The organism is Paenalkalicoccus suaedae, assembly GCF_006965545.2.
Lineage (GTDB): Bacteria > Bacillota > Bacilli > Bacillales > Salisediminibacteriaceae > Paenalkalicoccus > Paenalkalicoccus suaedae.
Genome location: NZ_CP041372.2, coordinates 629,104 through 653,014 on the forward strand (window position 1 = coordinate 629,104; position 23,911 = coordinate 653,014).

General features: G+C 45.5%; 22 protein-coding genes. 16 read left to right on the plus strand and 6 right to left on the minus strand.

Annotated features, from left to right (window positions below; all coding sequences use genetic code 11):
* Positions 1-104: 104 nt before the first annotated feature.
* Positions 105-1,319, plus strand: coding sequence for an MFS transporter (locus FLK61_RS03655; protein WP_176008177.1), 1,215 nt, complete (start codon positions 105-107; stop codon positions 1,317-1,319).
* Positions 1,320-1,519: 200 nt separating this feature from the next.
* Here the strand turns inward: FLK61_RS03655 and FLK61_RS03660 are convergent, their stop codons facing one another.
* From FLK61_RS03660 to FLK61_RS20315, 3 genes are all read right to left on the minus strand, one after another.
* Entirely contained in the window at positions 1,520-1,723 is a 204-nt protein-coding gene (locus FLK61_RS03660; protein ID WP_176008178.1) for a zinc ribbon domain-containing protein, read from the minus strand.
* A gap of 60 nt (positions 1,724-1,783) precedes the next feature.
* The gene (locus FLK61_RS03665; RefSeq protein WP_176008179.1) at positions 1,784-2,017 is read right to left on the minus strand and encodes a hypothetical protein; all 234 of its coding nucleotides are present in this window, start codon (positions 2,015-2,017) and stop codon (positions 1,784-1,786) included.
* 83 nt (positions 2,018-2,100) lie between these two features.
* On the minus strand, positions 2,101-2,310 hold the full coding sequence (locus tag FLK61_RS20315; RefSeq protein ID WP_176008180.1) for a zinc ribbon domain-containing protein: 210 nt from the start codon (positions 2,308-2,310) through the stop codon (positions 2,101-2,103).
* Positions 2,311-2,540: 230 nt separating this feature from the next.
* Between FLK61_RS20315 and FLK61_RS03675 the strand changes: the two genes are divergently transcribed.
* From FLK61_RS03675 to FLK61_RS03695, 5 genes are read left to right on the plus strand one after another with little or no spacing between them, the layout of a single operon-like run.
* Positions 2,541-3,545 (plus strand): LacI family DNA-binding transcriptional regulator, encoded by a 1,005-nt coding sequence (locus FLK61_RS03675; protein WP_176008181.1) that lies wholly within the window; start codon positions 2,541-2,543, stop codon positions 3,543-3,545.
* Positions 3,546-3,561: 16 nt separating this feature from the next.
* Positions 3,562-4,281, plus strand: coding sequence for a ThuA domain-containing protein (locus tag FLK61_RS03680; RefSeq protein ID WP_430708787.1), 720 nt, complete (start codon positions 3,562-3,564; stop codon positions 4,279-4,281).
* 42 nt (positions 4,282-4,323) lie between these two features.
* Complete coding sequence (locus FLK61_RS03685; RefSeq protein ID WP_176008182.1) at positions 4,324-5,340, plus strand: Gfo/Idh/MocA family protein; 1,017 nt, start codon at positions 4,324-4,326, stop codon at positions 5,338-5,340.
* Between the two features lie 12 nt (positions 5,341-5,352).
* Positions 5,353-6,387, plus strand: coding sequence for a Gfo/Idh/MocA family protein (locus FLK61_RS03690; protein WP_176008183.1), 1,035 nt, complete (start codon positions 5,353-5,355; stop codon positions 6,385-6,387).
* A gap of 21 nt (positions 6,388-6,408) precedes the next feature.
* The gene (locus FLK61_RS03695; protein ID WP_176008184.1) at positions 6,409-7,377 is read left to right on the plus strand and encodes a sugar phosphate isomerase/epimerase family protein; all 969 of its coding nucleotides are present in this window, start codon (positions 6,409-6,411) and stop codon (positions 7,375-7,377) included.
* A gap of 877 nt (positions 7,378-8,254) precedes the next feature.
* On the opposite strand, the gene FLK61_RS03700 is transcribed toward FLK61_RS03695, so the two are convergent.
* Genes FLK61_RS03700 through FLK61_RS03710 form a run of 3 tightly spaced genes read right to left on the minus strand, consistent with a single transcriptional unit; the run spans position 8,255 to position 11,787 of the window.
* Complete coding sequence (locus FLK61_RS03700) at positions 8,255-10,120, minus strand: PTS fructose transporter subunit IIABC (protein ID WP_176008185.1); 1,866 nt, start codon at positions 10,118-10,120, stop codon at positions 8,255-8,257.
* 3 nt (positions 10,121-10,123) lie between these two features.
* Positions 10,124-11,035, minus strand: coding sequence for a 1-phosphofructokinase (pfkB, locus tag FLK61_RS03705; RefSeq protein WP_176008186.1), 912 nt, complete (start codon positions 11,033-11,035; stop codon positions 10,124-10,126).
* Positions 11,032-11,787, minus strand: coding sequence for a DeoR/GlpR family DNA-binding transcription regulator (locus tag FLK61_RS03710; RefSeq protein ID WP_176008187.1), 756 nt, complete (start codon positions 11,785-11,787; stop codon positions 11,032-11,034). The genes pfkB and FLK61_RS03710 overlap by 4 nt, the downstream gene beginning before the upstream one ends.
* A gap of 593 nt (positions 11,788-12,380) precedes the next feature.
* On the opposite strand from FLK61_RS03710, the gene FLK61_RS03715 reads away from it, so the two are divergent.
* From FLK61_RS03715 to FLK61_RS03760, 10 genes are all read left to right on the plus strand, one after another.
* Entirely contained in the window at positions 12,381-12,851 is a 471-nt protein-coding gene (locus tag FLK61_RS03715) for a hypothetical protein (RefSeq protein WP_176008188.1), read from the plus strand.
* Between the two features lie 435 nt (positions 12,852-13,286).
* Positions 13,287-14,441 (plus strand): galactokinase, encoded by a 1,155-nt coding sequence (locus FLK61_RS03720; RefSeq protein ID WP_176011126.1) that lies wholly within the window; start codon positions 13,287-13,289, stop codon positions 14,439-14,441.
* Positions 14,442-14,459: 18 nt separating this feature from the next.
* Positions 14,460-15,455, plus strand: coding sequence for a UDP-glucose 4-epimerase GalE (galE, locus tag FLK61_RS03725; RefSeq protein ID WP_176008189.1), 996 nt, complete (start codon positions 14,460-14,462; stop codon positions 15,453-15,455).
* A gap of 3 nt (positions 15,456-15,458) precedes the next feature.
* Complete coding sequence (galT, locus tag FLK61_RS03730) at positions 15,459-16,943, plus strand: UDP-glucose--hexose-1-phosphate uridylyltransferase (protein WP_176008190.1); 1,485 nt, start codon at positions 15,459-15,461, stop codon at positions 16,941-16,943.
* A gap of 12 nt (positions 16,944-16,955) precedes the next feature.
* Entirely contained in the window at positions 16,956-18,155 is a 1,200-nt protein-coding gene (locus FLK61_RS03735; RefSeq protein WP_176008191.1) for an ROK family transcriptional regulator, read from the plus strand.
* A 59-nt stretch (positions 18,156-18,214) separates the two neighbouring features.
* Positions 18,215-18,982: a YtvA family blue-light photoreceptor gene (gene ytvA / locus FLK61_RS03740; RefSeq protein WP_176008192.1), complete on the plus strand. Its 768-nt coding sequence runs from the start codon at positions 18,215-18,217 to the stop codon at positions 18,980-18,982.
* 223 nt (positions 18,983-19,205) lie between these two features.
* Positions 19,206-20,669, plus strand: a complete 1,464-nt coding sequence (locus tag FLK61_RS03745; RefSeq protein ID WP_176008193.1) for a catalase — start codon at positions 19,206-19,208, stop codon at positions 20,667-20,669.
* Between the two features lie 90 nt (positions 20,670-20,759).
* The gene (locus FLK61_RS03750) at positions 20,760-21,713 is read left to right on the plus strand and encodes a D-2-hydroxyacid dehydrogenase (RefSeq protein ID WP_176008194.1); all 954 of its coding nucleotides are present in this window, start codon (positions 20,760-20,762) and stop codon (positions 21,711-21,713) included.
* A 183-nt stretch (positions 21,714-21,896) separates the two neighbouring features.
* A complete protein-coding gene (locus FLK61_RS03755) occupies positions 21,897-22,331 on the plus strand; it encodes a MarR family winged helix-turn-helix transcriptional regulator (protein WP_176008195.1) in 435 nt (144 codons plus the stop codon).
* A 3-nt stretch (positions 22,332-22,334) separates the two neighbouring features.
* Positions 22,335-23,723, plus strand: coding sequence for an MATE family efflux transporter (locus FLK61_RS03760; RefSeq protein WP_176008196.1), 1,389 nt, complete (start codon positions 22,335-22,337; stop codon positions 23,721-23,723).
* The last annotated feature ends 188 nt before the right edge of the window (positions 23,724-23,911 follow it).

Below are 23,911 nucleotides of genomic sequence, written 5' to 3' on the forward strand. Positions count from 1 at the left end.
CCATCCAGCACCCCAAGTTGACACAAGGAAGCCACAGTGATAGCATATATTTATAGTGACTGACTATCAGTCATTTTTTAGCAACAAGAAAAGGGGGGAGTAGGATGCTCCCAAATCAGCCGCTTTATAAAAACCGATCATTTATGCTCGTATGGATGTCCGGCGTCACCGTGATGCTTGGATTCTCCATGTTCTTTTTATCAGTCTCATGGTTTATCGTAGATGTATTAAACAATCCAGGCGTCCTTGGCGTTGTGCTCATGGCCGTCTCGATACCACGTGTCATCATGATGGTTTATGGAGGAATTTTAGCCGACAAGCTACAAAAATCCTTAATCATGTTTGTGACAAACGCCATGCAGGTACTCATCATGGTCGCGATGATTACGCTCTTTGTAAACGACTGGCTCACGATTACATCGCTTATCATAATCGCAGCGATCTTCGGATTTTTAGACGCATTTTTCTTCCCAGCCGTCTCGTCGATGATCCCAACGATCGTGCCAGATGAACAGCTTCAGCGCGCCAATTCGTTATTCCAAGGGTCAACAGAGATGATGTTTATCATCGGCCCATTAATTGCAGGAATCTTACTCACAGTAGGAGACTTCACGCTCACCTTCTCAGGGTCAGCGATTCTCATCTTTATCTCCACCGTACTCGTATTTCCGCCGCTCATTCGCGACCCACTACCGGAGAAAACAGAGTCACGCTCTGCCTTAGCAGATTTAAAGGAAGGCTTCACGTACGTCAAGCAATCACCTGTGCATCGGGCCGGGACACTCTCGATTGTTGTCATTAACTTATTTATCATTGGTCCACTTATCATCAGCTTTCCTCTATTAGTAGACGCACTCGGCGGTACGCCGTTCGAACTAAGTCTATTAGAAGGTGGCTTTGCTGTAGGAACATTTTTAGCAAGCGTCGTTGTCGTCATTTGGAATCTTAAAAAGAAGCGAGGCCGTCTTGTATTTGGCTCGCTCATCGTTTCTTTCTTACTTGTAATGATATTTAGTCAGCTTCAAACGCTACCATTTCTCGTATTACTCGTTGCACTAACGGGATTCGTAGCGATGTTTGTGTATCTACCAACGGTCACGATGGTGCAAGAGAATACGGATAAGGATAAGCTAGGACGAGTCATGAGTTTGATTTCACTCGCAGCAAGCGGCTTCGAACCAATCGCGTTCGGCCTCATCGCCTTCTTAGTAGCAGCAGCCTTAGACGTCCAAACCGTTCTCCTCATCTTCGGTGCAATCGGCCTCGTCTTGAGCGTTATTCTCGTCTGGGCTAGTCCATTTTTCAGAAACATGGATTAGGTGTTGAGGGGAGGGTTTGCACCAAATGGAGGGCCGTTTGCGTCAAGCACATTGGTTGCACCAAGCGGAGGCCTGCATGCATCACTTTAAAGTGAGTTTGCATCAAAACACATTTACCCACTCCAAAAAAGCTCCTCACTCAACCCTTAAATGCAAATGAACACAAAAGAGGGCCCAATTACGGGGCCCTCTTTATCTACCTAACAAAACGACATTACAATCACAACGATTACAAGAATCAAGACAATATTGATTAACGTTGACGAAACAGAGGATTCATCCTTAGAACGCTCCTGAATGATTGTTCGAGGGCGTTCTTTTTTTATAGGATAGCCACAGTGGGGGCAGGATGCTGCTGCTGTGGAAATCGACCGATCACATTCTGGGCAAGGGCGAAGCGCCATTAAAAATCTCTCCTCTCCAAATTAGCGAATTTTTGCGGATAAAAAACGAATGAGGCTAATCTAAAACACGCCTCCAAGTGTATAAGCTACAATGTCCCATGGATCGGAGACACTGCCTTCTACATAAAGCGGAGCAACATACTCCCAAAACACACTTGCCGAAAGTAATACAGTAATTGCAAGTGGCCAGGATAGAAAGAGATATTGTCTTTGGCGCGCTATATCAAACAATGCACCTGCAACAGCCATTAGTAGCATCCCCGCTAAAAAATCATTAAAATACCAGTGAATCAAGAAGTGGTCCGTCCATGTTTTAAGTATCTGTTGGTTAAACAAATATCCTAACAGAACGACTACAGCGGATCCTAGGTGAATCGTTAAAGAATAATAATTGCGACTGCGATACCAATTGCTAAGAGGACGAAGCAGCCGCAGCAGCCCATTCCCTTGCGCTCTTTCGGAGCTTCCTGATAAATCACGCTGGGATGGGGTGTACGGCTTTCCCTTAAAGGGTAGCCACAGTGAGGACAGGCTTTCGCGTGATCGGAAATCGACCGATCACATTCTGGACAGCTAATAAGTGCCAAGTTTCATCCTCTCCTTTCTCTCCAAATATTTCTCTAATTCTTTCTACGAGGAAACGACAAAAAAAGATTCAAATCGCGCAAAGGTCCATAGTAAGGCCAATTAAAATCAATTTGTAAAACATCATGTGAAAGCGTTGACATAGATACATGCATGTTTTATAGTTACGGTATAGTTAACCGGTTCACAAACGAGCCAGATAATCTGTTACATATGTAAGATTGGAGGGGCTATGGACAAACGAGTAACGATCAAAGATGTGGCGGAACGAGCTGGCGTCTCGAAAGCAACGGTCTCGTATGTGTTAAACGGCGTACGTAAAGTGTCGCCCGCAACACGAGACAAAGTCATGAAGGCTATTGATGAGCTAGATTATTCACCTGACTTTACTGCCATTAGCCTCTCTAAACGCCAATCTAATCTAATAGGGATTTTACTTCCGCTTAAAAATGAATCGATTGAAGCAATCATGAAAGAAAATACGTATTTTAACGAAATGATTAGTGGGATTGAGCTCGTTGCAAGACAAAATAATTACGATATCCTCCTCACTGGAATTGGTCACATTGAGGACCATGAGACATGGGTTAGGAAGCGTAATGTCGATGGACTCCTATTTTTAGGGGCATTCCCTGAGGAGATGTACCGCATTCCAATCAGTGTACCGTCGATTCTTATTGATGTATATGAGGAGCAACCGGAGCTTTCATCCATCCTAATCGATGACTATCGTGGAGGTTATCTGGCAACAAAGCATCTTCTCGAGTTAAACCACACAAAAATCGCTTTTATCTCCACAGGGAGTACGAATTCTGTGGAAGGAGAACGTCTGCGTGGCTATACGGATGCGATGGGAGCAACGAAACACTTAATCGTAGCAGAAAGCTTACACAATTTTGAAAGCGGTTATCAGATTGGGGAGCGTATTGTGAAGGAGAAGCTTGATATAACGGGCTTCGTCGTCACTTCAGATATCACCGCCATCGGTATGCTAAAAGCGTTTCACGACGCTGGTAAGCATGTACCAGAGGATTACTCTGTCGTTGGGTTTGATGACATTAGCATGAGTAAGTATGCCATTCCGGCTCTTACAACAATTCATCAGCCAACCATGGAAAAAGGGCAGCTTGCGACACGAATGCTACTACGCAGAATGCAAGAAAAGGACGCGCCAGTGGAAAAGCAAAAGCTTGATGTAGAGCTCATTATTCGCGAATCCACGGCACGATTTAACTAAAAAAAGGGGTACGATCATGCATATTACAATTTGGAACGAAAACAGACACGAGCAGAAAAATCCAGAGGTGAAGGAAATTTATCCAGAGGGTATTCACGGCCAGCTTAAGTCCTTCTTAGAGGGTGCGCATACGGTAACGACGGCGACGCTTGACGAGCCGGAGCACGGATTAACGGATGAGGTGCTTAAGAAGACGGATGTCCTTCTATGGTGGGGTCATTTAGCGCACGAAGAAGTGAGCGATGAGGTTGTCGAGAAGGTACGTCAACGCGTGCTAGAGGGAATGGGTCTGATTGTGCTTCACTCGGCTCACTTCTCAAAGATCTTTAAAGTATTAATGGGTACATCTTGTGACCTAAAGTGGCGCGAAGCTGATGAGACGGAGCGTCTATGGGTGGTGGATCCTAGTCACCCAATCACAGAAGGAATTGGCGAGTACATTGAGCTTGAGCGTGAGGAAATGTACGGAGAGCATTTTGATATTCCAGCTCCAGATCAGCTTGTATTCCTCAGCTGGTTTGAAGGTGGAGAGGTGTTCCGCAGTGGTTGTACGTATCAGCGTGGGAATGGACGTATTTTCTACTTCCGACCAGGACATGAGACGTATCCAACTTACCATAATGACAAAGTACAGCGTGTGATTCAAAACGCGGTCGAGTGGGCAGCGCCACTTAGCCGTCCGCGTCCAATTTACGGGAATGCACCATCTATCGAAGAAATTAAGCCTAAAAACTAATTCGACTATATTTTCTATATAAAAAAAGGAGAGTGGAGAAACATGAAAGTAGCAGTTATTGGATGTGGAAGTATTGCACAGCACCGCCATTTACCGGAGTACCATGCAAATGATGCCGTAGAGATCGTAGCGGTAGTAGATATTAACGAAGAGCGCGCAAAGCAAACCGCAGATAAGTATGGCGCAAAAGCGTACACGGACTATAAGGAAGTACTTGCGATTGACGATATCGAAGCAGTGAGTGTTTGCACACCAAACTACTTGCATGCTCCCATCTCGATTGATGCGCTGGAGGCTGGCAAGCATGTGCTTTGCGAGAAGCCGATGGCGACATCAAAGGAAGAAGCAGTCAACATGATCGCTGCAGCAAATAACGCAGGGAAGAAGCTAATGATCGCACACAATCAGCGCTTTGTACCGTCTCATAAAAAGGCACGTGACATTATCGCAAGCGGCGAGCTTGGAAAAATCTTTAGCTTCCGTACAGCGTTTGGTCACGGTGGACCAGAGCGTTGGAGCGCGGATGGAATGGATAGCTGGTTCTTTAGAAAGGACGAAGCATTCATTGGTGCGATGGGCGATCTAGGGGTACATAAGACGGACCTCTTACGCTATATCCTAGGAGAAGAATTCACGGAAGTGGGTGCGTTTGTTGAAGCATCTGCTAAGGAGAATTCAACGGTTGATGATACAGCGGTCCTTATGCTGAAGTCAGAAAGCGGAATTATCGGAAGCCTTGCTGCAAGCTGGTCGTACACAGCTGGAGAAGATAACTCAACGGTTATTTACGCTGAGAAAGGGATTCTTCGCTTAGAGGACGACCCTGTTCATTCGATGATCGTGCAGTATAAGACTGGCGAAGTCGTGAAATACGAGCTTGGCGGCATTCAAACAAACGATTCAGGTGGACAAACGAATACGCACGTTATCGATCAGTTCGTAACGTCTATTCAAGATGACGTGGAACCCCCTGTTTCTGGCGAAGAGGGCATGAAGTCACTCAATATCATTCTAGGTGCGCTCGAAGCAAACGAAACAAAGCGTATCGTATCGCTCTAAGGAGGTCTTTTGATGGAGATGCTAAAGGTCGGAATTATCGGAGCCGGGGGGATTGCGCAAACACGTCATATCCCAGCCTTTCAGGCGCTACCGGACGTAAAAATAGAGGCAGTATGTGACGTGTACGAAGAGACAGCGAAGCTTGTTGCCGAGACGCACAACATCCCGCACACATTTACGAACTATGAGGATGTTTTCCCATTAGTAGATGCAGTGATTATCTGTACGCCAAATAAATTCCACGCACAAATCACCGTTGCAGCGCTTGCTGCCGGCGTGAACGTGCTATGCGAGAAGCCAATGGCGATGACAGCTACTGAGGCGGAAACCATGCTTGACGCTGCGAATCGCAGTGGAAAAGTACTCTCTATTGCGTACCACTATCGCTTTATGAAGGAAGCACAGGCGGCAAAACGCATTATCACAGAGAAGGAAATTGGCGAGCCGATTGTCGGTCGCGCGCAGGCACTTCGACGACGTAAAGTACCAGGCTGGGGTGTGTTTACTAACAAGGAGCTTCAAGGCGGAGGTAGTCTTATCGACTTCGGCTGTCACTTCTTAGATCTTTCCATGTGGCTATTAAACAATCCAAAGCCTGTTGAAGTACTAGGCAAAGCCTACAACAGACTGAGCAAGATGCCAGGACAAATCAACCAGTGGGGTCTCTATGATCATTCTACGTTCGAGGTGGATGACCACGTGACTGCCTACATTACGTTTGAAAATGGCGAATCCTTGCAGTTTGAGACGTCTTGGGCCGCAAACGTCAAGGATGATAAAGAATACGTCAGTATCTCCGGCGAGACGGGTGGACTTGATCTATTCCCACTCGAAGTCAATCAGGCTAAGCACGGCATGCTATTTGACAGCACGATGAACTGGCTACCAGGCGATGAGGATCCAGGTCTCTTCCAGGCGAGAAACTTCGTAGACGCTTGTTTAGGCCGAGGCGAATTAATCGTCAAGCCGGAGGAAGCGCATCAAGTACAACAGATTATCGATGCGATTTATGAAAGTAGTGAAACAGGAAGAAGTGTAAGACTCTAATTTTACAGGAGGCGATTGTACATGAAGGTAGGCGTATTTACCGTTCTTTTTGCACAAAAAGAATTTGAAGACATGCTTGACTACGTAAAAGAAGCAGGCGTTACAGCAGTAGAAATCGGCACAGGCGGATATCCTGGTGACGCACACTGTAAAGTAGATGAGCTATTAGAGAGCGAAGAGCTACGTAAGGAGTATATGGAGAAAGTGACATCACGCGGTCTTACTATCAGCGCATTTAGCTGTCACGGAAATCCAATCACTCCAGACGAAGAGTTTGCGAAGCACTCTCACGAAAGTCTTGTGAAAACAATTAAGCTTGCAGGTTTAATGAATGTACCAGTTGTTAACACGTTCTCAGGTACAGCAGGGGATCACGAAGGCGCGAAGCACCCTAACTGGCCAGTATCTCCGTGGCCAAATGAATATAGCGATATGTTGAAGTGGCAGTGGGAAGAGAAGCTGATTCCTTATTGGAAGGAAATTGCAAAGCTAGCTGACGAGAACGGTGTGAAGATCGGTCTCGAGCTACACGGCGGATTCCTTGTGCATACACCGCACACAATGCTTAAGCTACGTGAAGCGACTGGCGACGCAATTGGCGCCAACCTTGACCCAAGTCACCTCTGGTGGCAAGGAATCGATCCAGTAGCAGCGATTAAAATTTTAGGGAAAGCTGGTGCGATCCATCACTTCCACGCGAAGGATACGTATATTGATCAAGACAACGTCAACATGCACGGTCTTTTAGATATGCAACCATATGGCGATGTCCAAACTCGCGCATGGAGCTTCCGTTCAGTAGGCTGTGGACACAGCATGCAGGAATGGTCCGACATGATCAGCGCGCTTCGCACATTCGGCTACGACTACGTCGTGAGCATTGAGCACGAAGATCCAATCATGTCGATCGAAGAAGGCTTCCAACGAGCAGTCGACAATTTAAACTCCATCATCATCCGCGAAAAACCAGCGGAAATGTGGTGGGTATAAGAAGACCGCGAATTCTGCGGTTGCAGAAAAAATATCCTCCCGTCGCGAACTCTGCGACGGGAGGTAGGTAGCCTTGCAGTTAGAAAGAAGTGAGTGGTATACTCGCTTCTTTCAGGCTACCTGTTATACTAGACCGCGAACTCTGCGGTTGCAGAAAGCAGCACCGTTTTTCGCGAAATTTTGCGAAAAACGGAAGACAGCCTTGCATTTAGGAAGAAGTGAGTGATATTCTCGCTTCTTCCAGGCTGTCTAGGGCTGCTTTTTTTTTGTTTTTTAAAAGGGCTTAGGTGAAGTGAACCAACTTCCGTGCTGTTACGAGCCCGTTCCGCGTTGGTTTTAGCAACTTACATCTTACTTACTCTAAATTATGAGACACTTCTTTTTACGATCAATAGGAGAGCAGTTGCGGTCAATAGCAGAGGATAGTCGATCAATAACGAGCCGTTAGCGGTCAACAAGGAAAGTCGTGATCAATAGGAGAGCAGCTGTGGTCAATAGTAGAGGGGAGTCGATCAATAAAGAGCCGTTAGCGGTCAACAAGGGAAGTCGCGATCAATAGGAGAGCAGCTGTGGTCAATAGTAAAGGGTAGTCGATCAATAACGAGCCGTTAGCGGTCAACAAGGGAAGTCGTGATCAATAAGAGAGCAACCGTGATCAATAGCAGAAGGTAATCGATCAATAACGAGCCTTTAACGGTCAACAAGGGAAGTCGTGATCAATAAGAGGGAAACCGCGACCAATAGCGGAGGGTTACCGGTCAACAACAACCACCTACCGATCAACAAGAAACCCGCACACTTATCCCCTCCATCATCTCAATTCATCACTATACAAAAAGCCTCCCGCAACGCGAGAGGCTCAACATGTTACTACTTATTAAGCTTGAGGTACTGGCTTTTTCCAGAAGCCAAGCATCACAGCTGTGACTGCTGAACCGATTAAAATCGCAGCAACATAAAGCGGCCAATTTTCTACCGCAAAATAGATAACAAACGCACCGCCGTGTGGAGCTGGAGTTGAGGCACCGAATAGCATAGAAAGTCCACCAGCAATAGCTGAACCAACGATCGCAGAAGGAATTACGCGACCTGGATCTGCCGCTGCGAATGGAATTGCACCCTCTGTAATGAAGGAAGCACCAAGCACGTAGTTTGTCGTACCAGAGCTACGCTCATCCTTCGTAAACTTATTCTTAAAGAATGTTGTTGCAAGTGCGATACCAAGTGGAGGTGTCATACCAGCTGCCATGATCGCCGCCATTGGAGCATAGTTGCCTGCTTCGATCATTGCAATACCAAATGCATAAGCAGCCTTGTTAACTGGGCCACCCATATCTACTGCCATCATACTACCAACGACAACACCTAAAAGAACAATATTACCTGTGCCAAGTCCACTTAACCAGCTAACAAGACCAGCTTGAATGCCTGCTAATGGCTCAACTAAGAAGTACATAATAAACCCAGTTAAGAAAATACCGAACAACGGTAAGATTAAGATTGTTTTTATTCCATCTAACTGCTTCGGTAAGAAATTAAACGCTCGCCTTACTCCAACGACTAAATAACCAGCGAGGAAACCAGCGATAATACCGCCTAAGAATCCAGCTTCAGCAGTCGAAGCCATCAAACCACCGACCATACCGGCCGCAAAACCAGGACGATCCGCAATGCTGTATGCAATAAAACCAGCAAGTACAGGAATTAAGAAGAAGAACGCATTCGCGCCACCAATAGTCGAGAGGATCTCTCCAAACCACGTAATTTCGCCTTCAACTGGATCTTCAAACAAGAAGGAGAGGGCAATTAGAATACCTCCACCAACAACGAACGGAAGCATGTTAGATACACCGCTCATTAAGTGCTTATAAACACCCTTACGCTCGCCGCCACCGCCGCTTGACGATGCTTCGCCAGATGACTTATACACAGGAGCGTCTCCTGCTGCTGCTTTCTTTAACAGCTCTTCTGGCTTACGTACACCAGCCGTTACAGGTACGTTCAATAGCTTTTTACCTGCAAAGCGTTCCATTTCAACCTTTGTATCAGCAGCGACGATAATCGCATCCGCGCGCTCGATTTCTTCTGCTGTGAGGCGATTTCGCACGCCGTCAGAGCCGTTTGTTTCGACTTTAATATCATAGCCCATTTGCTTCGCTGTATCCTTCAAGCGATCCGCTGCCATGTATGTGTGCGCGATCCCTGTAGGACAGCCCGTTACCGCGAGGAAATAGGGACGGCTGTCTGATGCCACAACCTCTTCCTCTGATTCTGTCGCGTCAAGCTTCGCTTTTTCAGCTGCATCTACTGCACGAAGAATTTCTTCTTCAGAAGTAGCATCTAATAACGTTTGACGGAAATCTTCATCCATTAAAATCGTCGATAGGCGAGAGAGTGCCTGCAAATGTGTTTCGTTTGCACCTTCACTTGCTGCGATCATAAAGAACAGGTGACTTGGCTGGCCATCAAGCGCCTCATAGTCAATACCTTCTTTAGAGCGACCAAATACGATAGCTGGCTCTTTTACTGCCTTCGTTTTTGCGTGAGGAATCGCGACGCTTTCCCCAATACCAGTAGAGCTTTGCTCTTCACGAGCTTGGATCGCGTCAATAAATTCACGACGGTCGTTCAGGTTACCAGCGTTATCAAGCTTCGTTGCAAGCTCTTCAATAACAGCTTGCTTCGATGTTGCCTGCAGATCAAGAATGATCGTTTGTTGCTTTAAAAGTTCTGTGATTTTCATCGTTTACCCTTCCTTCCTTGAAGTGGTTATAGTAGGGAGAAGTGCTGACACTTCGTCCTTTGTTGCTAACTCTGTGCTAAATGCGGTTGCGCTACCAAATGCGATACAGTGGCGTAAAATCTCTTCTGGAGTTGCATCCTGTGCGGTTGCATAAATAAATCCTGCAACCATGGAATCTCCAGCGCCGACCGTGTTGATCACGTTACCTTTCGGAGCTTCGGCGATATACGTCGCATCCTTCGTGACGAGCATTGCCCCATCTCCTCCGAGAGAAACAAGAACATGCTCTGCGCCATCTTGTACAGCGCGCTTCGCTAATGCCTCCATCTCTTCCTGTGTCGATGTTTCCACCTCATACAGTGCCTCAAGCTCTGCTTTATTTGGCTTAATGAGCGTTGGCTTCGCTTCAAGTGCGTGTAACAAGGGCTCTCCACTCGTATCAATAATGACTCTGGCACCTTTTTCTTTCACCTTCATCGCAAGCGTTTTGTAGTACGACTTAGGAAGGCTGTGTGGAAGGCTACCACATAGGACAACCGTATCTTCCGCTGTAATGTGTGTGAAGGCTTCTTCAAATGCTGCAACATCCTGTTCCGTTAAAACAGGTGATTGACCGTTAATTTCTGTCTCATCTCCGGTTTTAAGCTTCACGTTAATTCGCGTTGCACCGTCTGTCGTAATAAACTTTGTATCAAGATGGGCTAATTTTTCTTCAATAAAACGCCCGGTAAATCCAGCAACAAAGCCAAGTAGCGTTGTTTGTGTATTAAATCGGTCGAGGACGGTAGAGACGTTGATGCCTTTACCTCCGGGGACCATGTCCTGTGCGTCCGTGCGATTCGTCTTGCCGATCTCGAAGCTTGAGACATGCATGATGTAATCGACGGAAGGATTAAGTGTTACTGTGTAAATCATTGCTTCACCGCCTCTACTCTTGTGTATTCAGATAGTTCCTCTAGATAGTCATCGTCACCGTAATCAATCGTAATGAGCGAGGCTTCGTTTAAATCCGCGATCTTTGTAAAGGACGTTTGCCTAAACTTCGATGGGTCAGAAACCATATACGCGAGATTAGACTGCGCAATGGCAGCTGCTTTAATGCTTGCTTCCTCTGGATCTGGTGTCGAGTAACCAAAGCTTACGTCAATCCCGTTTGTCCCAATAAACGCTAGGTCAAATCGATACTGTTTGATTGACTCGGCTGCCGCTTTGCCAACGAAAGCGCGTGTACCTGTTTTGACATAGCCTGCTAACACGTAAACCTTGAGGTTTTGCAGGAGTGCTGCCTCTATAATATTCAGTCCGTTTGTGACTACTGTGACATTCTTTGCTGTAATGTGCGGGAGAATCGCTTCTGTCGTAGAGCCTGCGTCCACATAAATACAATCATTATTCTCCACTAAGGAAGCGGCATGCTTGCCAATCGCATCCTTCTCTGTGGTGTGCTGCGTTTTTTTCTCTAAAAGGGAAGGTTCTTCGCTTTTACGAGAAAGAAACGAGGCACCACCATGGATGCGTTTGAGTTTATGATCGTCCTCTAATATGGAAAGGTCTCGACGTATCGTCGATTCGGAAGCACCAGTAGCTTCGACTAATTCATGTAGTTTGGCAATCTTTTGCTGTTTTAACAAAGCTAAGATGCGTTCGTGGCGTTCTAGTGTCAGCATACGTTTTCACCTCTTTGTAAGCGGTTAACTTCTTGTGACCTTATCTTACGACAGAACTCAATCAAAATCAATCATAAATGATCAAAAACAATCAATAAAATTAAAAATCACTCAAAAGTGAGGAGGAATTGGATATTTATGAATGTGGAGCCAAGAGAAGGATGGTGAAGTGCCACTCCGTATAGAGCTGGCTCTTCGAGCTAGAGTGATGAAGTGCCAACTAGTTTCGTGCATTTGCAGCTCTCCGAGCTGTCAGCCCTCCGGACACTCTACGACATCCAAGGGGTCGGCCTTGGAGCTTCCTCGTCGGCAAAGGTCGCCTCCTGTGGGATCTCCAAAACCTCCTACTCCCATGGATTGTCTTCGAATGCCCTCCGGGTCTGCCAGCTCTATGAGCTTTAGTTCGATTGCTATTTAAAAAGAAGAGTAGTTCTTTTAGATTTAGTTCTGATTCAGTTGTAGTGTTTTTGTGATGGTCATAGTTATTGATAAAGGTGAGTTGGATCGATACAATAAAAAGTATGAATAGTTAATATGTGGAATAGCGGTTGTGTGGTTTCAACTAAGGAATGATGATTAGGGAGGGGATGAATATGAGAGAGGGTCTGATGGTGTTTGTAGTCTGCACGGTACTTTTACTTATAGGTTGTCAGCAAAACGGTGAAGAGACATCTTCTCAAGCTGAACCGCAGGCGGACTGGCCACAATACAGTTTAGAGGAAATGATTGAGGAGGCAGAACTTATTGCACTTGTTCATGTTAATAGTGTTGAAACGGAAGTGTCTGGAGAAGATGATTTACTCCGACAAGTAGCTGAACTAGAAATAAGCGAAGCAATTGAAGGTGAACCTCAAGGTGGCAAAATCAATCTGAACCAATCTACCAATTTCGTTGAGGAAAACGAGGACTACCTGATGTTTTTACAACAAAGAGATGGATATTATTACGAAGTGACAAATAATGCGATTTTAGTTAAAGAAGGAGACAACTATATTAGCACGGTGGTTGGATCCGATGGAGAGTTTACGAAAGAAGAATTAACGGAAATGATTACTACGAACTAATCGAGTAAAAATGAACTTCCATTGAAGGAGGTTCATTTTTTTATTATGTACAGAATAAATAAACAGATATAACTGCTACTTACTAATAGTCTTTCAAAAGAAAGCTAGGCAACGCACTGACACCTAGTAGAAATCACTAAAAGGGAATTGATTAATTATGAAAGCTCCGTTACCCTTCGGTCCTCCGAAGCGTCTGGCGGCGACTCGGGCAGGAGGTTTTAGCGTTTCCGAGAATCCTTTCAAACGGCCGCTGGCCGGGTGAAATAGTCGAGGTAGCCCTGCCGAACGCGTCCGTCAGAAAGCGTAGGAGGACCGTAGGTACGGCTATTAAACTATAATTTAAATAACATTAATTAAATTAATAAATAAAGATTCACTTTTCCTCACCTGTGCTTTATACTCGAACTACAAGCAACTTTAGAGGAGGGTTTTATGATGAAAAAGAAAGTAGTCAATGGATTTAAAGAAGTGTTCCAAGGTGCCAAAGAGCCCCGCGTATTTTTCTCCCCAGGACGGGTGAATTTGATCGGGGAACATACCGATTATAATGGTGGGTACGTATTCCCTTGTGCGTTAACGGTTGGTACGTATGTGGCAGTTGCGCCGCGCGACGATAATGAGTTGCGTTTGTACTCAGGCAACTTTGAGGAGAAGGGCACGATCTCGCTTGATTTAACGGATCTCTCGTACCGAGAAGAGCACGATTGGGCGAACTACGTGAAGGGAGTCATCGTCAAGTATGCCGAGCTTGGACATACAGCAACCACAGGCTTTGACGCATACTTTTACGGCAACATTCCAAACGGAGCAGGACTCTCGTCTTCGGCGTCGATTGAGCTTGCAACTGCGATTGCCTGGGATAGCTTACATAGCTTCGGCTTAGACAGAATCCCAATGGTCCAGCTTTGTCAGCGCGCGGAGAATGAGTATATTGGTGTTAACTGTGGGATCATGGATCAGTTTGCAATCGGGATGGGCAAGGATCAACAGGCGATTTTGCTCGACTGCGATACGCTTGATTACTCCTATGCGCCAGTGGAGCTTGGTGACTACAAGCTCGTGATCGCAAACACAAATAAACGACGCGGGCTTGCTGATTCTAAGTATAATGAGAGACGAGGAGAGTGCGAGCAGGCAGCAAGCATATTGGGTGTCGATCATTTGTGCGAGCTTACTCCCGCTGACTTTGAGGAGAAAAAATCGTTGATTGAAGACGCTACTGTGCAAAAGCGCGCCAAGCATGCGATTTACGAAAATGCACGCACGGTGAAAGCACAAAAAGCATTAGAGGAAGGCGACATCGCCGAATTTGGAGAGTTAATGAACGCATCGCACATCTCGCTTCGTGACGACTACGAAGTAACTGGGCAGCATCTCGATGCGCTCGTCCAGGCGGCGTGGGATCAGCCAGAAGTGATTGGCTCCAGAATGACAGGAGCAGGCTTTGGTGGCTGTACAGTAAGCCTTGTTAAGAAAAGCGGTATTGATGACACGTTAACCCGAATTTCTAAACACTACGAACAAGCAGTTGGCATGAAGCCAGACTTTTATATCGTTGGCATTGGAGATGGCACAAAAGAGCTCGTTTAATCTAAAGGAGGCGTTACTATGGCAGTATTAGTATGCGGAGGCGCAGGATATATCGGAAGCCACGGAGTAGCAGAACTACTCGCAAAAGGAGAAGAGGTTATCGTCGTCGACAACCTCCAGACAGGGCATAAGGAAGCCGTGCTAGAAGGCGCAACGCTCTACCAAGGTGACCTGCGAGATGAGACCTTTTTGGACACTGTCTTTACGAATCACACGATTAGCGACGTGATCCACTTCGCCGCGGATTCACTCGTTGGCGTCAGCATGAACGAACCACTTGCTTATTATGATAACAACGTATACGGCGCGATCAGCCTGCTGAAAAAAATGCAGCAGTATGACGTTAAACGAATTGTTTTTTCATCCACAGCGGCAACGTACGGAGAGCCGGATTCGGTCCCAATCAAGGAGACCGCGCGAACGGCGCCGACAAATCCATATGGCGAGACGAAGCTTGCGATTGAGCGAATGCTCCACTGGTCTGCTAAGGCGTATGGGATGGAATATGTGGTGCTACGTTACTTTAACGTGGCGGGATCGCACCCGACGGTCGATATCGGGGAGGACCATCAGCCAGAGACACACCTTATTCCAATCGTGCTCCAGGTAGCACTGGGTCAGCGTGATAAAATCATGATCTTTGGAGACGATTATGATACAGAGGACGGGACGTGCATTCGAGACTACATCCATGTCAATGATTTGATTCAAGCGCATGTGTTGGCTGTTGATTACTTGCGAAACGGTGGGAAATCGGATGTCTTTAACTTAGGAAATGGCAATGGCTTTAGCGTAAAGCAAGTGATTGATACGGTGAGAGAAGTGACAGGTAAAGAGATTCCAAGTGAAGTAGCGCCTAGACGTGCGGGGGATCCTGCGAAGCTAGTGGCGTCGTCTGATAAGGCACGTGAAGTGCTTGGATGGACGCCTAAGTATGATACGGTTGCATCTATGGTAGAAACGGCATGGAACTGGATGCAAAAGCACCCAAACGGTTATGAAGGGAGCAACTAAGCCATGATTGATGCACGACTCAATGAACTCGTTTCGTACGCATATGTGTATCACTTAATAGAAGAGCAGGATATTATTTATACAAAGAATCAGTTGATGGACATACTAGGGATTGTCGAAGCGGTAGAAGAGCCAAGTTTAGCGTGTACGCGTGAGCTTGCAGAAATTCTAGACGACATATTAGACTGGGCACATGGGGAAGGGCTTATTGGTGACACCGTTACAGAACGAGATTTACTCGATACGAAGCTCATGGGTGTATTCGCAACGCGTCCTTCTGAGGTTACGAGGGCGTTTCGTCACGTAGCGAAGGAAGAATCAATCGAAGCTGCTACTGCATGGTTTTACGAATGGAATCAGGACATACACTACATTCGCCGCGATCGTATTGCTAAGAATATGAGCTGGAAGACACCAACAGAGTTTGGCGATATTGATATTACCGTTAACCTTTCAAAGCCTGAGAAGGATCCAAAAGAGATTCAGGCCGCAAAGCTCGCGACGGCGTCGAACTATCCGCTTTGCTTGCTTTGTAAAGAAAATGTCGGCTATGCTGGGCGTTTAAATCACCCGGCTAGACAAAATCTGAGGACGATTCCGGTGACATTAAATAACGAAGAGTGGCATCTGCAATTTTCGCCATACGTGTATTATCACGAGCATGCGATTGTGTTTAAAGGCGCGCATGAACCAATGAAGATCACCAAATTAACATTTACGCGACTATTAGACTTTGTCGAGCAGTATCCACACTATTTTATTGGATCAAATGCAGACCTTCCGATTGTCGGAGGCTCGATTTTGAGCCACGATCACTATCAGGCAGGAAAGTATGAGTTTCCAATGGCGCAGGCAGAGGAAGAAGAGAGCCTATCAGTTGGAGATGTCACGATCAGTAAAGTGAAGTGGCCAATGTCTGTTTTACGTGTGAAGGGAAAACGTAAAGAGGATGTGGTGGCGCAAGCTGACCGTATTTTAACAGCTTGGAAAGCTTATAGTGATGCGTCTGTAGACGTGTTAGCTACTTCCAATGAGGAGCCTCATCACACGATTACTCCGATTGCTCGTTACAGGAGCGACCAGTTTGAGCTTGATCTCGTGCTTAGGAACAATCGGACATCTGACGAACATCCTATGGGTATTTTCCACCCGCACAGTGAGGTCCATCATATTAAGAAAGAAAATATTGGGCTGATCGAAGTTATGGGGTTAGCCGTTCTTCCAGGTCGTTTAAAGGAAGAGCTCCAGCTAGTCGGAGCCGCATTGACGACGGATGTGAACAAGCTTCATGACGAACGAATTGTGAAGCATAAAGAGTGGGCGCTTGATGTTCAAAAGCGCCATTCATTAACGGAGTCGAATGTCGAGTCTGTGCTTCAGCAGGAAGTTGGATTTGTATTTGAAGCAATCCTAGGTCACGCTGGCGTATTTAAACGTGATCAAGCAGGACAACAGGCATTCGTTCGATTTTTAGAGTCATTGAAGTAGGGAGGAATTACTATGGCAGGACAGGCAGGAAGCTTTAAGCTGATGAAATCCTTAAATCGCGCTCTCATTCTCCAAACGATTCGCGAGTCCGAGCCCATCTCACGGTCGGAGATTGCAAAACGGACGAAGCTGACACCTCCGACTGTGACGAATATTGTCAACGAACTATTAGAGGAGGAGCTCGTGTTGGAGAGCAAGGTTGGCTCCTCAAACGGCGGACGTAAGCCGATCATGCTGACCATTCACGCGGACAGTCGTTATACGATCGGCGTGGATGTCGGGGTGAAAAAAATCCGCCTTTCTCTTATGAACATGAACGCGCGCATCGATCAAACGAAGCGCGTCGAGATGCCTGAGCGTCTAACAAACGACACCTTCTTATCACTTTTAGAAACATCGATAGAAGACTTCCTTGAAGAAATAGGAGCTTATAAAGACAGCGTCATCGGCGTCGGTATTGCGATGCACGGAATCGTAGATGCAACGAGCGGAGAGTCGATTCACGCTCCAACACTTAAACTACGTCATGTGCCAATCAAAGCATCGCTTGAGGCAGCGTTGTCCCTTCCTGTGTTTGTCGAAAATGATGCAAAAGCCATGGCACTCGGGGAGAAGTGGTTTGGTGCCGGCAAAGACTATTCCTCGTTTATTAGCGTTAATATCGGCGAGGGCGTTGGTGCCGGAGTCGTCATCCGTGACAAGCTTTGGTCAGGTGCGACTGGACTTGCGGGTGAGATCGGTCATACGGTTTTACATCCAGATGGTCCAACCTGTTCCTGCGGGCGAAAAGGGTGTTTACAAGCGTTTGTATCCGGTGAGGCACTTCGTTTACAGGCAGCTCAGGCACCGGAAGAATCTGCGCTTAAAAAGATAAAGGAAGCAGACGGCGCAGCCGTTTACGAAGCTGCGAAGAGTGGCGACGATTTTTCTCAACGCGTGTTAAGGGAAGCTGGTAAATACTTGGGACTTGGTCTAGTGAATATTGTCCACTTTATGAATCCAAAATTAGTTATTATTGGTGGCGGTGTAGCGAAGGCCGAGGAGTATTTGGAAGCACCGATGAAGCAGGTTTTAGGGGAGCGAGCATTAACAGAGGACGCTGGGGAGACGGAGGTTGTTTTCTCTCCGCTGGGGGAAAAAGCGGCGCTGATCGGCGCAGGAACGTTGGTCCTATCGCATTTATTTCATTACGAACAGGCAGGAAAGCTATGAAAATCGCGGAAATTTATGTATGATAGAAGAAATACATAGATGGAAGGATGACTAGCTAAGTGAACCTGCAGGAATTGAAAAATAAGGTGATCGAGCAAACGGAGCTCGTATTTGTTATTAGCGATCCAAACCAAGAAGATAATCCAATTATATATGTGAATAAAGGGTTCACGCAGCTGACTGGCTATGAGTATGATGAGGTCGTTGGTCGGAACTGTCGTTTTTTACAAGGACCTGATACGGATAAACAAGCGGTGGAGACCGTTCGTGAGGCTATTCGTAAGAAAGAAGAAGTCTCTGTACAAATACTGAATTATAAAAAAGACGGTTCTACTTTTTGGAATCTCCTGCACATTGATCCGACGTATGTAGAGTCGGAAGGGCAATACTACTTTGTTGGGATCCAAAAGGACGTCACGGAGTACCGTGCGCAACAAGAGAAGCTGGACTCGTACTATCAAGAGATCGAGCTACTGTCAACGCCACTTGTCCCAATCACAGATGATGTGTCCATTTTGCCAATTATCGGTAATATTGACGAACGCCGGATGAATGTAGTGATTGAACGGATTTTGCCGCAAATAGAGAAAAGTGAGATCGATATATTGATTGTTGATTTATCAAGCTTTGCAGATATAGACGAGGCAGCTACAGTAGGAATCTTTCAGTTGAAGGATTTGCTTAAATTAAAAGGCGTAACGATGCTTATTGCGGGTGTGACACCTAAGGTTGCTATGAAGGCGCGTGGCCTTGATATCGATTTATCGTCGCTGCGTTCATATGGTTCCGTTAAGCAGGCGTTAGAGGCAATTGATAAGCTAAAGTAACCGTTAATAGAAGAGCAATAAGTGGAGCAGGCGCCCAAGTGGGAGTCTGCTTTTTTTGACGTTGTTTTTAGGGGGAGAGACTGCTCTATATTAACGTCATACACATCCAATTCCTCCTAGTATCTAACTGAAATTGGGTTTACAGATCCTTTATAAGGGAACAAGCCACAAAGAGACTTTTATAAAATACTGAGCACCACATCTAAAGGAGGAACGACTTTTTATGAGTAAAAAGCTGACAACGAATCAAGGTGTACCTATTCGTGACAACCAGAACTCACGCACCGCGGGTGAGAATGGTCCGATTCTATTAGAGGATTATCAACTACTTGAGAAGATTGCCCATTTTGACCGTGAAAAAGTACCGGAGCGTGTCGTACACGCTAGAGGCTTTGGTGCTCATGGTGTCTTCAAAGTAAAAAATAGTATGAAGCGCTATACAAAAGCAAAGTTTCTCCAAGAAGAAGGGCAAGAAACGCCAATCTTCACACGTTTTTCCACTGTTATTCATGGACATCATTCGCCAGAGACACTTCGTGATCCACGAGGATTCTCAGTGAAGTTTTATACAGAAGAAGGGAACTATGATTTTGTGGGGAATAATCTCCCTGTTTTCTTCATTCGAGATACAATGAAATTTCCTGACGTTATTCACTCATTAAAGCCCGATCCGCGCACGAACGTCCAAGATGGTAATCGCTATTGGGACTTTATGTCGTTAACGCCGGAATCGACAAACATGCTCCTTCATCTTTTCTCCGATGAAGGAATTCCACGCAGCTATCGCACGATGCGAGGGTCATCTGTGCATGCTTTTAAGTGGGTAAATGCCCACGGTAACTACGTGTACGTGAAATACCGTTGGGTACCGAAGCTTGGTATTCAAAGCTTATCTGCGGAGGAAGCGGAAGAAATTCAAGGCAAGGACTTTAACCACGCAAGTGTAGATACGTTTAACGCCATTGAAGAAGGCGATTTCCCAGAATGGGATCTATACGTACAGTTCTTACAGCCAGAGGACTTAGATGAGTATGATTTCAATCCATTAGATGCAACGAAGGAATGGTTTGAGGATGACTTCCCATATCACCACGTTGGTACGATGACACTTAATAAAAACGTAGAGAATTTCTTTGCGGAAACAGAGTCCGTTGGATTTAACCCGGGCGTTTTAGTGCCTGGTATTGAGCCGTCAGAGGATAAGATGCTACAAGGACGTCTCTTCTCCTACTCGGATACGCAGCGCTACCGTATTGGAACGAACTATTTACAGCTTCCAATCAACTGTCCTTATGCACAAGTAGCAAACAATCAGCGTGATGGTGCTATGCCATATGCACAACAAAAAAGTACGATAAACTATGAGCCGAATAGCCACGAAGGTGAGCCGGAGGAAGATCCGTCGCAGCTTGAGCACCAGGCACCAGTGCATGGTGTGACAGGTCGTCAACCGATCGAGAAGAAAAACGACTTTGGCCATGCAGGCCAAGTGTGGAACACCTTTACTGATGAGTATAAGGAGTCACTCGTTAAAAACCTCACGGACGAATTAGGCGCTATCGATGAAAAAATTGCGATGCGTCAGCTATGTAATTTTTATCGTGCGAGTGAAGAGCTTGGTAAGCGAGTGTCGGACAACTTAAATATCGATATAGAGTCTTACTTACAAAGCATGCACAACAATTAAGAAACACGTTTCCGTTCTTACTAGGCTTCCTCTATGATATAGAGGAAGCCTCTTTACTATCAATATACATATAAGAAGGAGTGAGTGTGAATGAGTACGATACTTATTTTGCGTGATTTATCAAAGGAGCTAGAGAATAAAATCAAACAGGCACTTCCAAATTGGACCGTTATCCTATCAAAGGAGAAGTCCGACTGGGAGCCACACCTAAAAGACGCAGAGATCATTGGTGGATGGCACCGCGATTTACCATCTATGCTTGAGCAGGCACCAAACCTTACATGGATTCAAACGTGGAGCGCCGGCGTAGATTCTCTACCTTTAGATGACCTCGATCGCCGAGGTATTACTGTGACGAGTGCAAACGGCGTTCATGCCTATCCTATTTCCGAAACAATTGTAGGAATGATGCTTTCACTAACGAGGAAGCTCCATGTATATGGGAGACAACAAGAGCAAAAAGAATGGCATCATGCGAACTTAGGTATGGAAATGCATGAGAAAACAGTAGCCATTGTAGGATTAGGTGCAATTGGGAAAGAAACAGCGAAGCTTTGTAAGGCGTTCTCGATGAAGACAATCGGAGTGAAAAGAACGGTTACCGATGTTGATTATGTTGACGAAGTATTACCGTTTGATGATCTAATGAATAAGCTACCAGAGTGTGATTATGTGATTAATACTCTTCCCCACACAAAGCAAACAGAGGCCCTTTTTTCTAAACAAGTATTTGAGAAGATGAAGGAGTCGAGCTATTTTATTAATATCGGACGAGGAGAGACGGTGGACGAAGAGGCCATGGTCGATGCACTTCGGAATAAAAAGATTGCTGGGGCAGGACTAGATGTGTTTCAGGAGGAGCCGTTAAAGAAAGAAAGTGACCTATGGGAGCTTGATAATGTGATCATTACGCCGCATACATCTGGCTCAACAGACGTTTATTACACGAGGCTTGTGGACAGCATTTTTGTACCAAACTTAGAGGCGTATGTAAAAGATCAAAAGCCGACTATTAATGTTGTCGATGTTAAAAACGGCTATTAAAAGCAGAGTGGTTGACTTTATGTTTCGGTAAGCGTAATATTAGGGAACGAAGTAATTAGACGGTACGAATAGAGACCTCAGAGCTACTTCTACGATATGAAACGTTATTCTATGGACGTTTTACAACTAGAAGTATGTTCTCGAGGATCTTTTTTTGAGGTATTTTACTTAGGAGGCTAATTAATGAATCGAAATATGGAGGAAATTGTAGGCTATCAGCTAGGGGTAGTCACGCATTTACTTCACAATAAGTATCAAAGCTCCTTAGCTGAGCACGATTTAACCAGAGCGCAACTAAAGGTACTCTACTTACTCAATAAATTTGGAGAACAGTCGCAGCTTGCGCTATCTAAGAAGCTATTTATCCAAGGGTCTACGATGAATGGGATTATTGAGTCAATGTTAAAGAAGAATCTCATCGAAAAACATGAAAGTAAGGAAGATCGACGAAGTAAGCTCGTTACGATTACTTCAGCAGGAAAAGAGCTAGAAGAAAAAATGTGGCAACGAATGCTTGATTCGGAAGAGGAGCTATTGAAGGGATTTTCGAAGGAAGAAATACAAATCATTCACAGCTTTTTAAAACGGATGAAGGCGAACGTGCAAGAGGAGGAATAAACGATGGATCAACAACAGCAGAGTAAAATGCTCGCAGAAGAGCCAATTCCATCCTTGTTAAAACGGATGTCCATACCAGCCATTGTAGGTATGGTTGTGATGGTATTGTACAACGTGGTCGATACCATTTTTATCTCGTATTTCGTCGGGATTGAAGGGGTAGCGGCAGCGACAATCGCTGGTCCAGTTATGATGATTATGCTTGCTATAGCAGCAGCGCTTGGTATTGGTGGTTCTTCTGTGATTTCGAGACGCCTTGGGGAAAAGCGTGAAGGGGAAGCGAACCGCGTATTCAATACGGTACTATCCCTGATTATCATTATGGGGATTGTCGGTGTCATTGCAGCATTTACCGTGCTTGAACCACTACTTGTCTTATTTGGAGCAACACCGGACTTAATGGCGCTTGCTCTCGACTATATCTTTCCCATCACATTAGGAACGATCTTTTTCTCGTTTGCTTTTGCGACAAACGCGATGATTCGCTCAGAGGGAAATGCGCGATTTGCGATGATCACGATGATCATCCCATCCGTCATTAATATTATTTTAGACCCAATCTTTATCGCTTGGTTAGGTATGGGCGTGCAAGGTGCTGCTGTGGCCACTGTTATTTCACAAGGGATCGTCTCTATTTACGTGTTGTACTATTATTTAGCAGGCAGAAGTTCACTTCGTATCATCCTCTCTGAAATGATTCCGAGATACAATTTATCAAAGGAAGTCTTTGTTGTAGGGCTTCCAGCCTTTGTACGACAAGTGTCAGCGAGTGTGATGATGATTGCGATCAATGCCATGCTTATCAGGTACGGCGGCGAATTTTACGTCGGAGTGTTTGGTATCGTACAACGAGTCATGATGTTTACATTAATGCCTATGATGGGGATTTTACAAGGAATGCAGCCAATCGTTGGATACAACTACGGAGCAAACCTATACGATCGGATGAGAGAGGTCATTCTGCTTGCATTAAAGGTTGTAACCATTTATTCGATCGTTGTATTTGCAGCTATCATGCTCTTACCGGAGCTACTACTTCGTATCTTTACAGCTGACGCCGCAGTTATCGAAGCAGCAACGGACGGAATGAGAATCATGTTTGCTGCGGGTATCTTAATAGGGGCCCAAGTAATAAGCGGCGGTTTATACCAATCTCTTGGAATGGCAAAACCTGCGCTTATCTTATCGATGGCTCGCCAAGTGTTATTTTTAATTCCACTTGTGCTTATCTTGCCGCAGTTCTTTGGCGTGTGGGGCGTATGGTTAGCCTTCCCGATAGCTGATGTATTGGCGTTCTTACTCTCCGTTTATTTCTTATATAGAGATAGAGGATTATTCTTTAAGCCTAGAGAGAAATCAAGTGCTGTTAAAGAGGCGCCGTCATCTGGTTAAACAACTAAATACAGGTAAAAAGAGCTGTTTTTAAAGGATACTACCATTTCCTTTGAAAAACAGCTCTTTTTATGCGATTATAGGACTTACGTCTACCTGATTTTCTGGTGTAGTTTCATTACTGGTAATTAAGGGTACTAAAGTCCTTATATGAGCTACTAATTTCATACATATAATCATTATATTTA

Excerpts from the sequence above, each read along its gene's own strand:
- FLK61_RS03655 (WP_176008177.1), top strand. The coding sequence starts at position 105 with ATGCTCCCAAATCAGCCGCTTTATAAAAACCGATCATTTATGCTCGTA.
- FLK61_RS03660 (WP_176008178.1), bottom strand. The coding sequence starts at position 1,723 with ATGGCGCTTCGCCCTTGCCCAGAATGTGATCGGTCGATTTCCACAGCA.
- FLK61_RS03675 (WP_176008181.1), top strand. The coding sequence starts at position 2,541 with ATGGACAAACGAGTAACGATCAAAGATGTGGCGGAACGAGCTGGCGTC.
- FLK61_RS03680 (WP_430708787.1), top strand. The coding sequence starts at position 3,562 with ATGCATATTACAATTTGGAACGAAAACAGACACGAGCAGAAAAATCCA.
- FLK61_RS03685 (WP_176008182.1), top strand. The coding sequence starts at position 4,324 with ATGAAAGTAGCAGTTATTGGATGTGGAAGTATTGCACAGCACCGCCAT.
- FLK61_RS03690 (WP_176008183.1), top strand. The coding sequence starts at position 5,353 with ATGGAGATGCTAAAGGTCGGAATTATCGGAGCCGGGGGGATTGCGCAA.
- FLK61_RS03695 (WP_176008184.1), top strand. The coding sequence starts at position 6,409 with ATGAAGGTAGGCGTATTTACCGTTCTTTTTGCACAAAAAGAATTTGAA.
- FLK61_RS03700 (WP_176008185.1), bottom strand. The coding sequence starts at position 10,120 with ATGAAAATCACAGAACTTTTAAAGCAACAAACGATCATTCTTGATCTG.
- pfkB (WP_176008186.1), bottom strand. The coding sequence starts at position 11,035 with ATGATTTACACAGTAACACTTAATCCTTCCGTCGATTACATCATGCAT.
- FLK61_RS03710 (WP_176008187.1), bottom strand. The coding sequence starts at position 11,787 with ATGCTGACACTAGAACGCCACGAACGCATCTTAGCTTTGTTAAAACAG.
- FLK61_RS03715 (WP_176008188.1), top strand. The coding sequence starts at position 12,381 with ATGAGAGAGGGTCTGATGGTGTTTGTAGTCTGCACGGTACTTTTACTT.
- FLK61_RS03720 (WP_176011126.1), top strand. The coding sequence starts at position 13,287 with ATGAAAAAGAAAGTAGTCAATGGATTTAAAGAAGTGTTCCAAGGTGCC.
- galE (WP_176008189.1), top strand. The coding sequence starts at position 14,460 with ATGGCAGTATTAGTATGCGGAGGCGCAGGATATATCGGAAGCCACGGA.
- galT (WP_176008190.1), top strand. The coding sequence starts at position 15,459 with ATGATTGATGCACGACTCAATGAACTCGTTTCGTACGCATATGTGTAT.
- FLK61_RS03735 (WP_176008191.1), top strand. The coding sequence starts at position 16,956 with ATGGCAGGACAGGCAGGAAGCTTTAAGCTGATGAAATCCTTAAATCGC.
- FLK61_RS03745 (WP_176008193.1), top strand. The coding sequence starts at position 19,206 with ATGAGTAAAAAGCTGACAACGAATCAAGGTGTACCTATTCGTGACAAC.
- FLK61_RS03750 (WP_176008194.1), top strand. The coding sequence starts at position 20,760 with ATGAGTACGATACTTATTTTGCGTGATTTATCAAAGGAGCTAGAGAAT.
- FLK61_RS03755 (WP_176008195.1), top strand. The coding sequence starts at position 21,897 with ATGAATCGAAATATGGAGGAAATTGTAGGCTATCAGCTAGGGGTAGTC.
- FLK61_RS03760 (WP_176008196.1), top strand. The coding sequence starts at position 22,335 with ATGGATCAACAACAGCAGAGTAAAATGCTCGCAGAAGAGCCAATTCCA.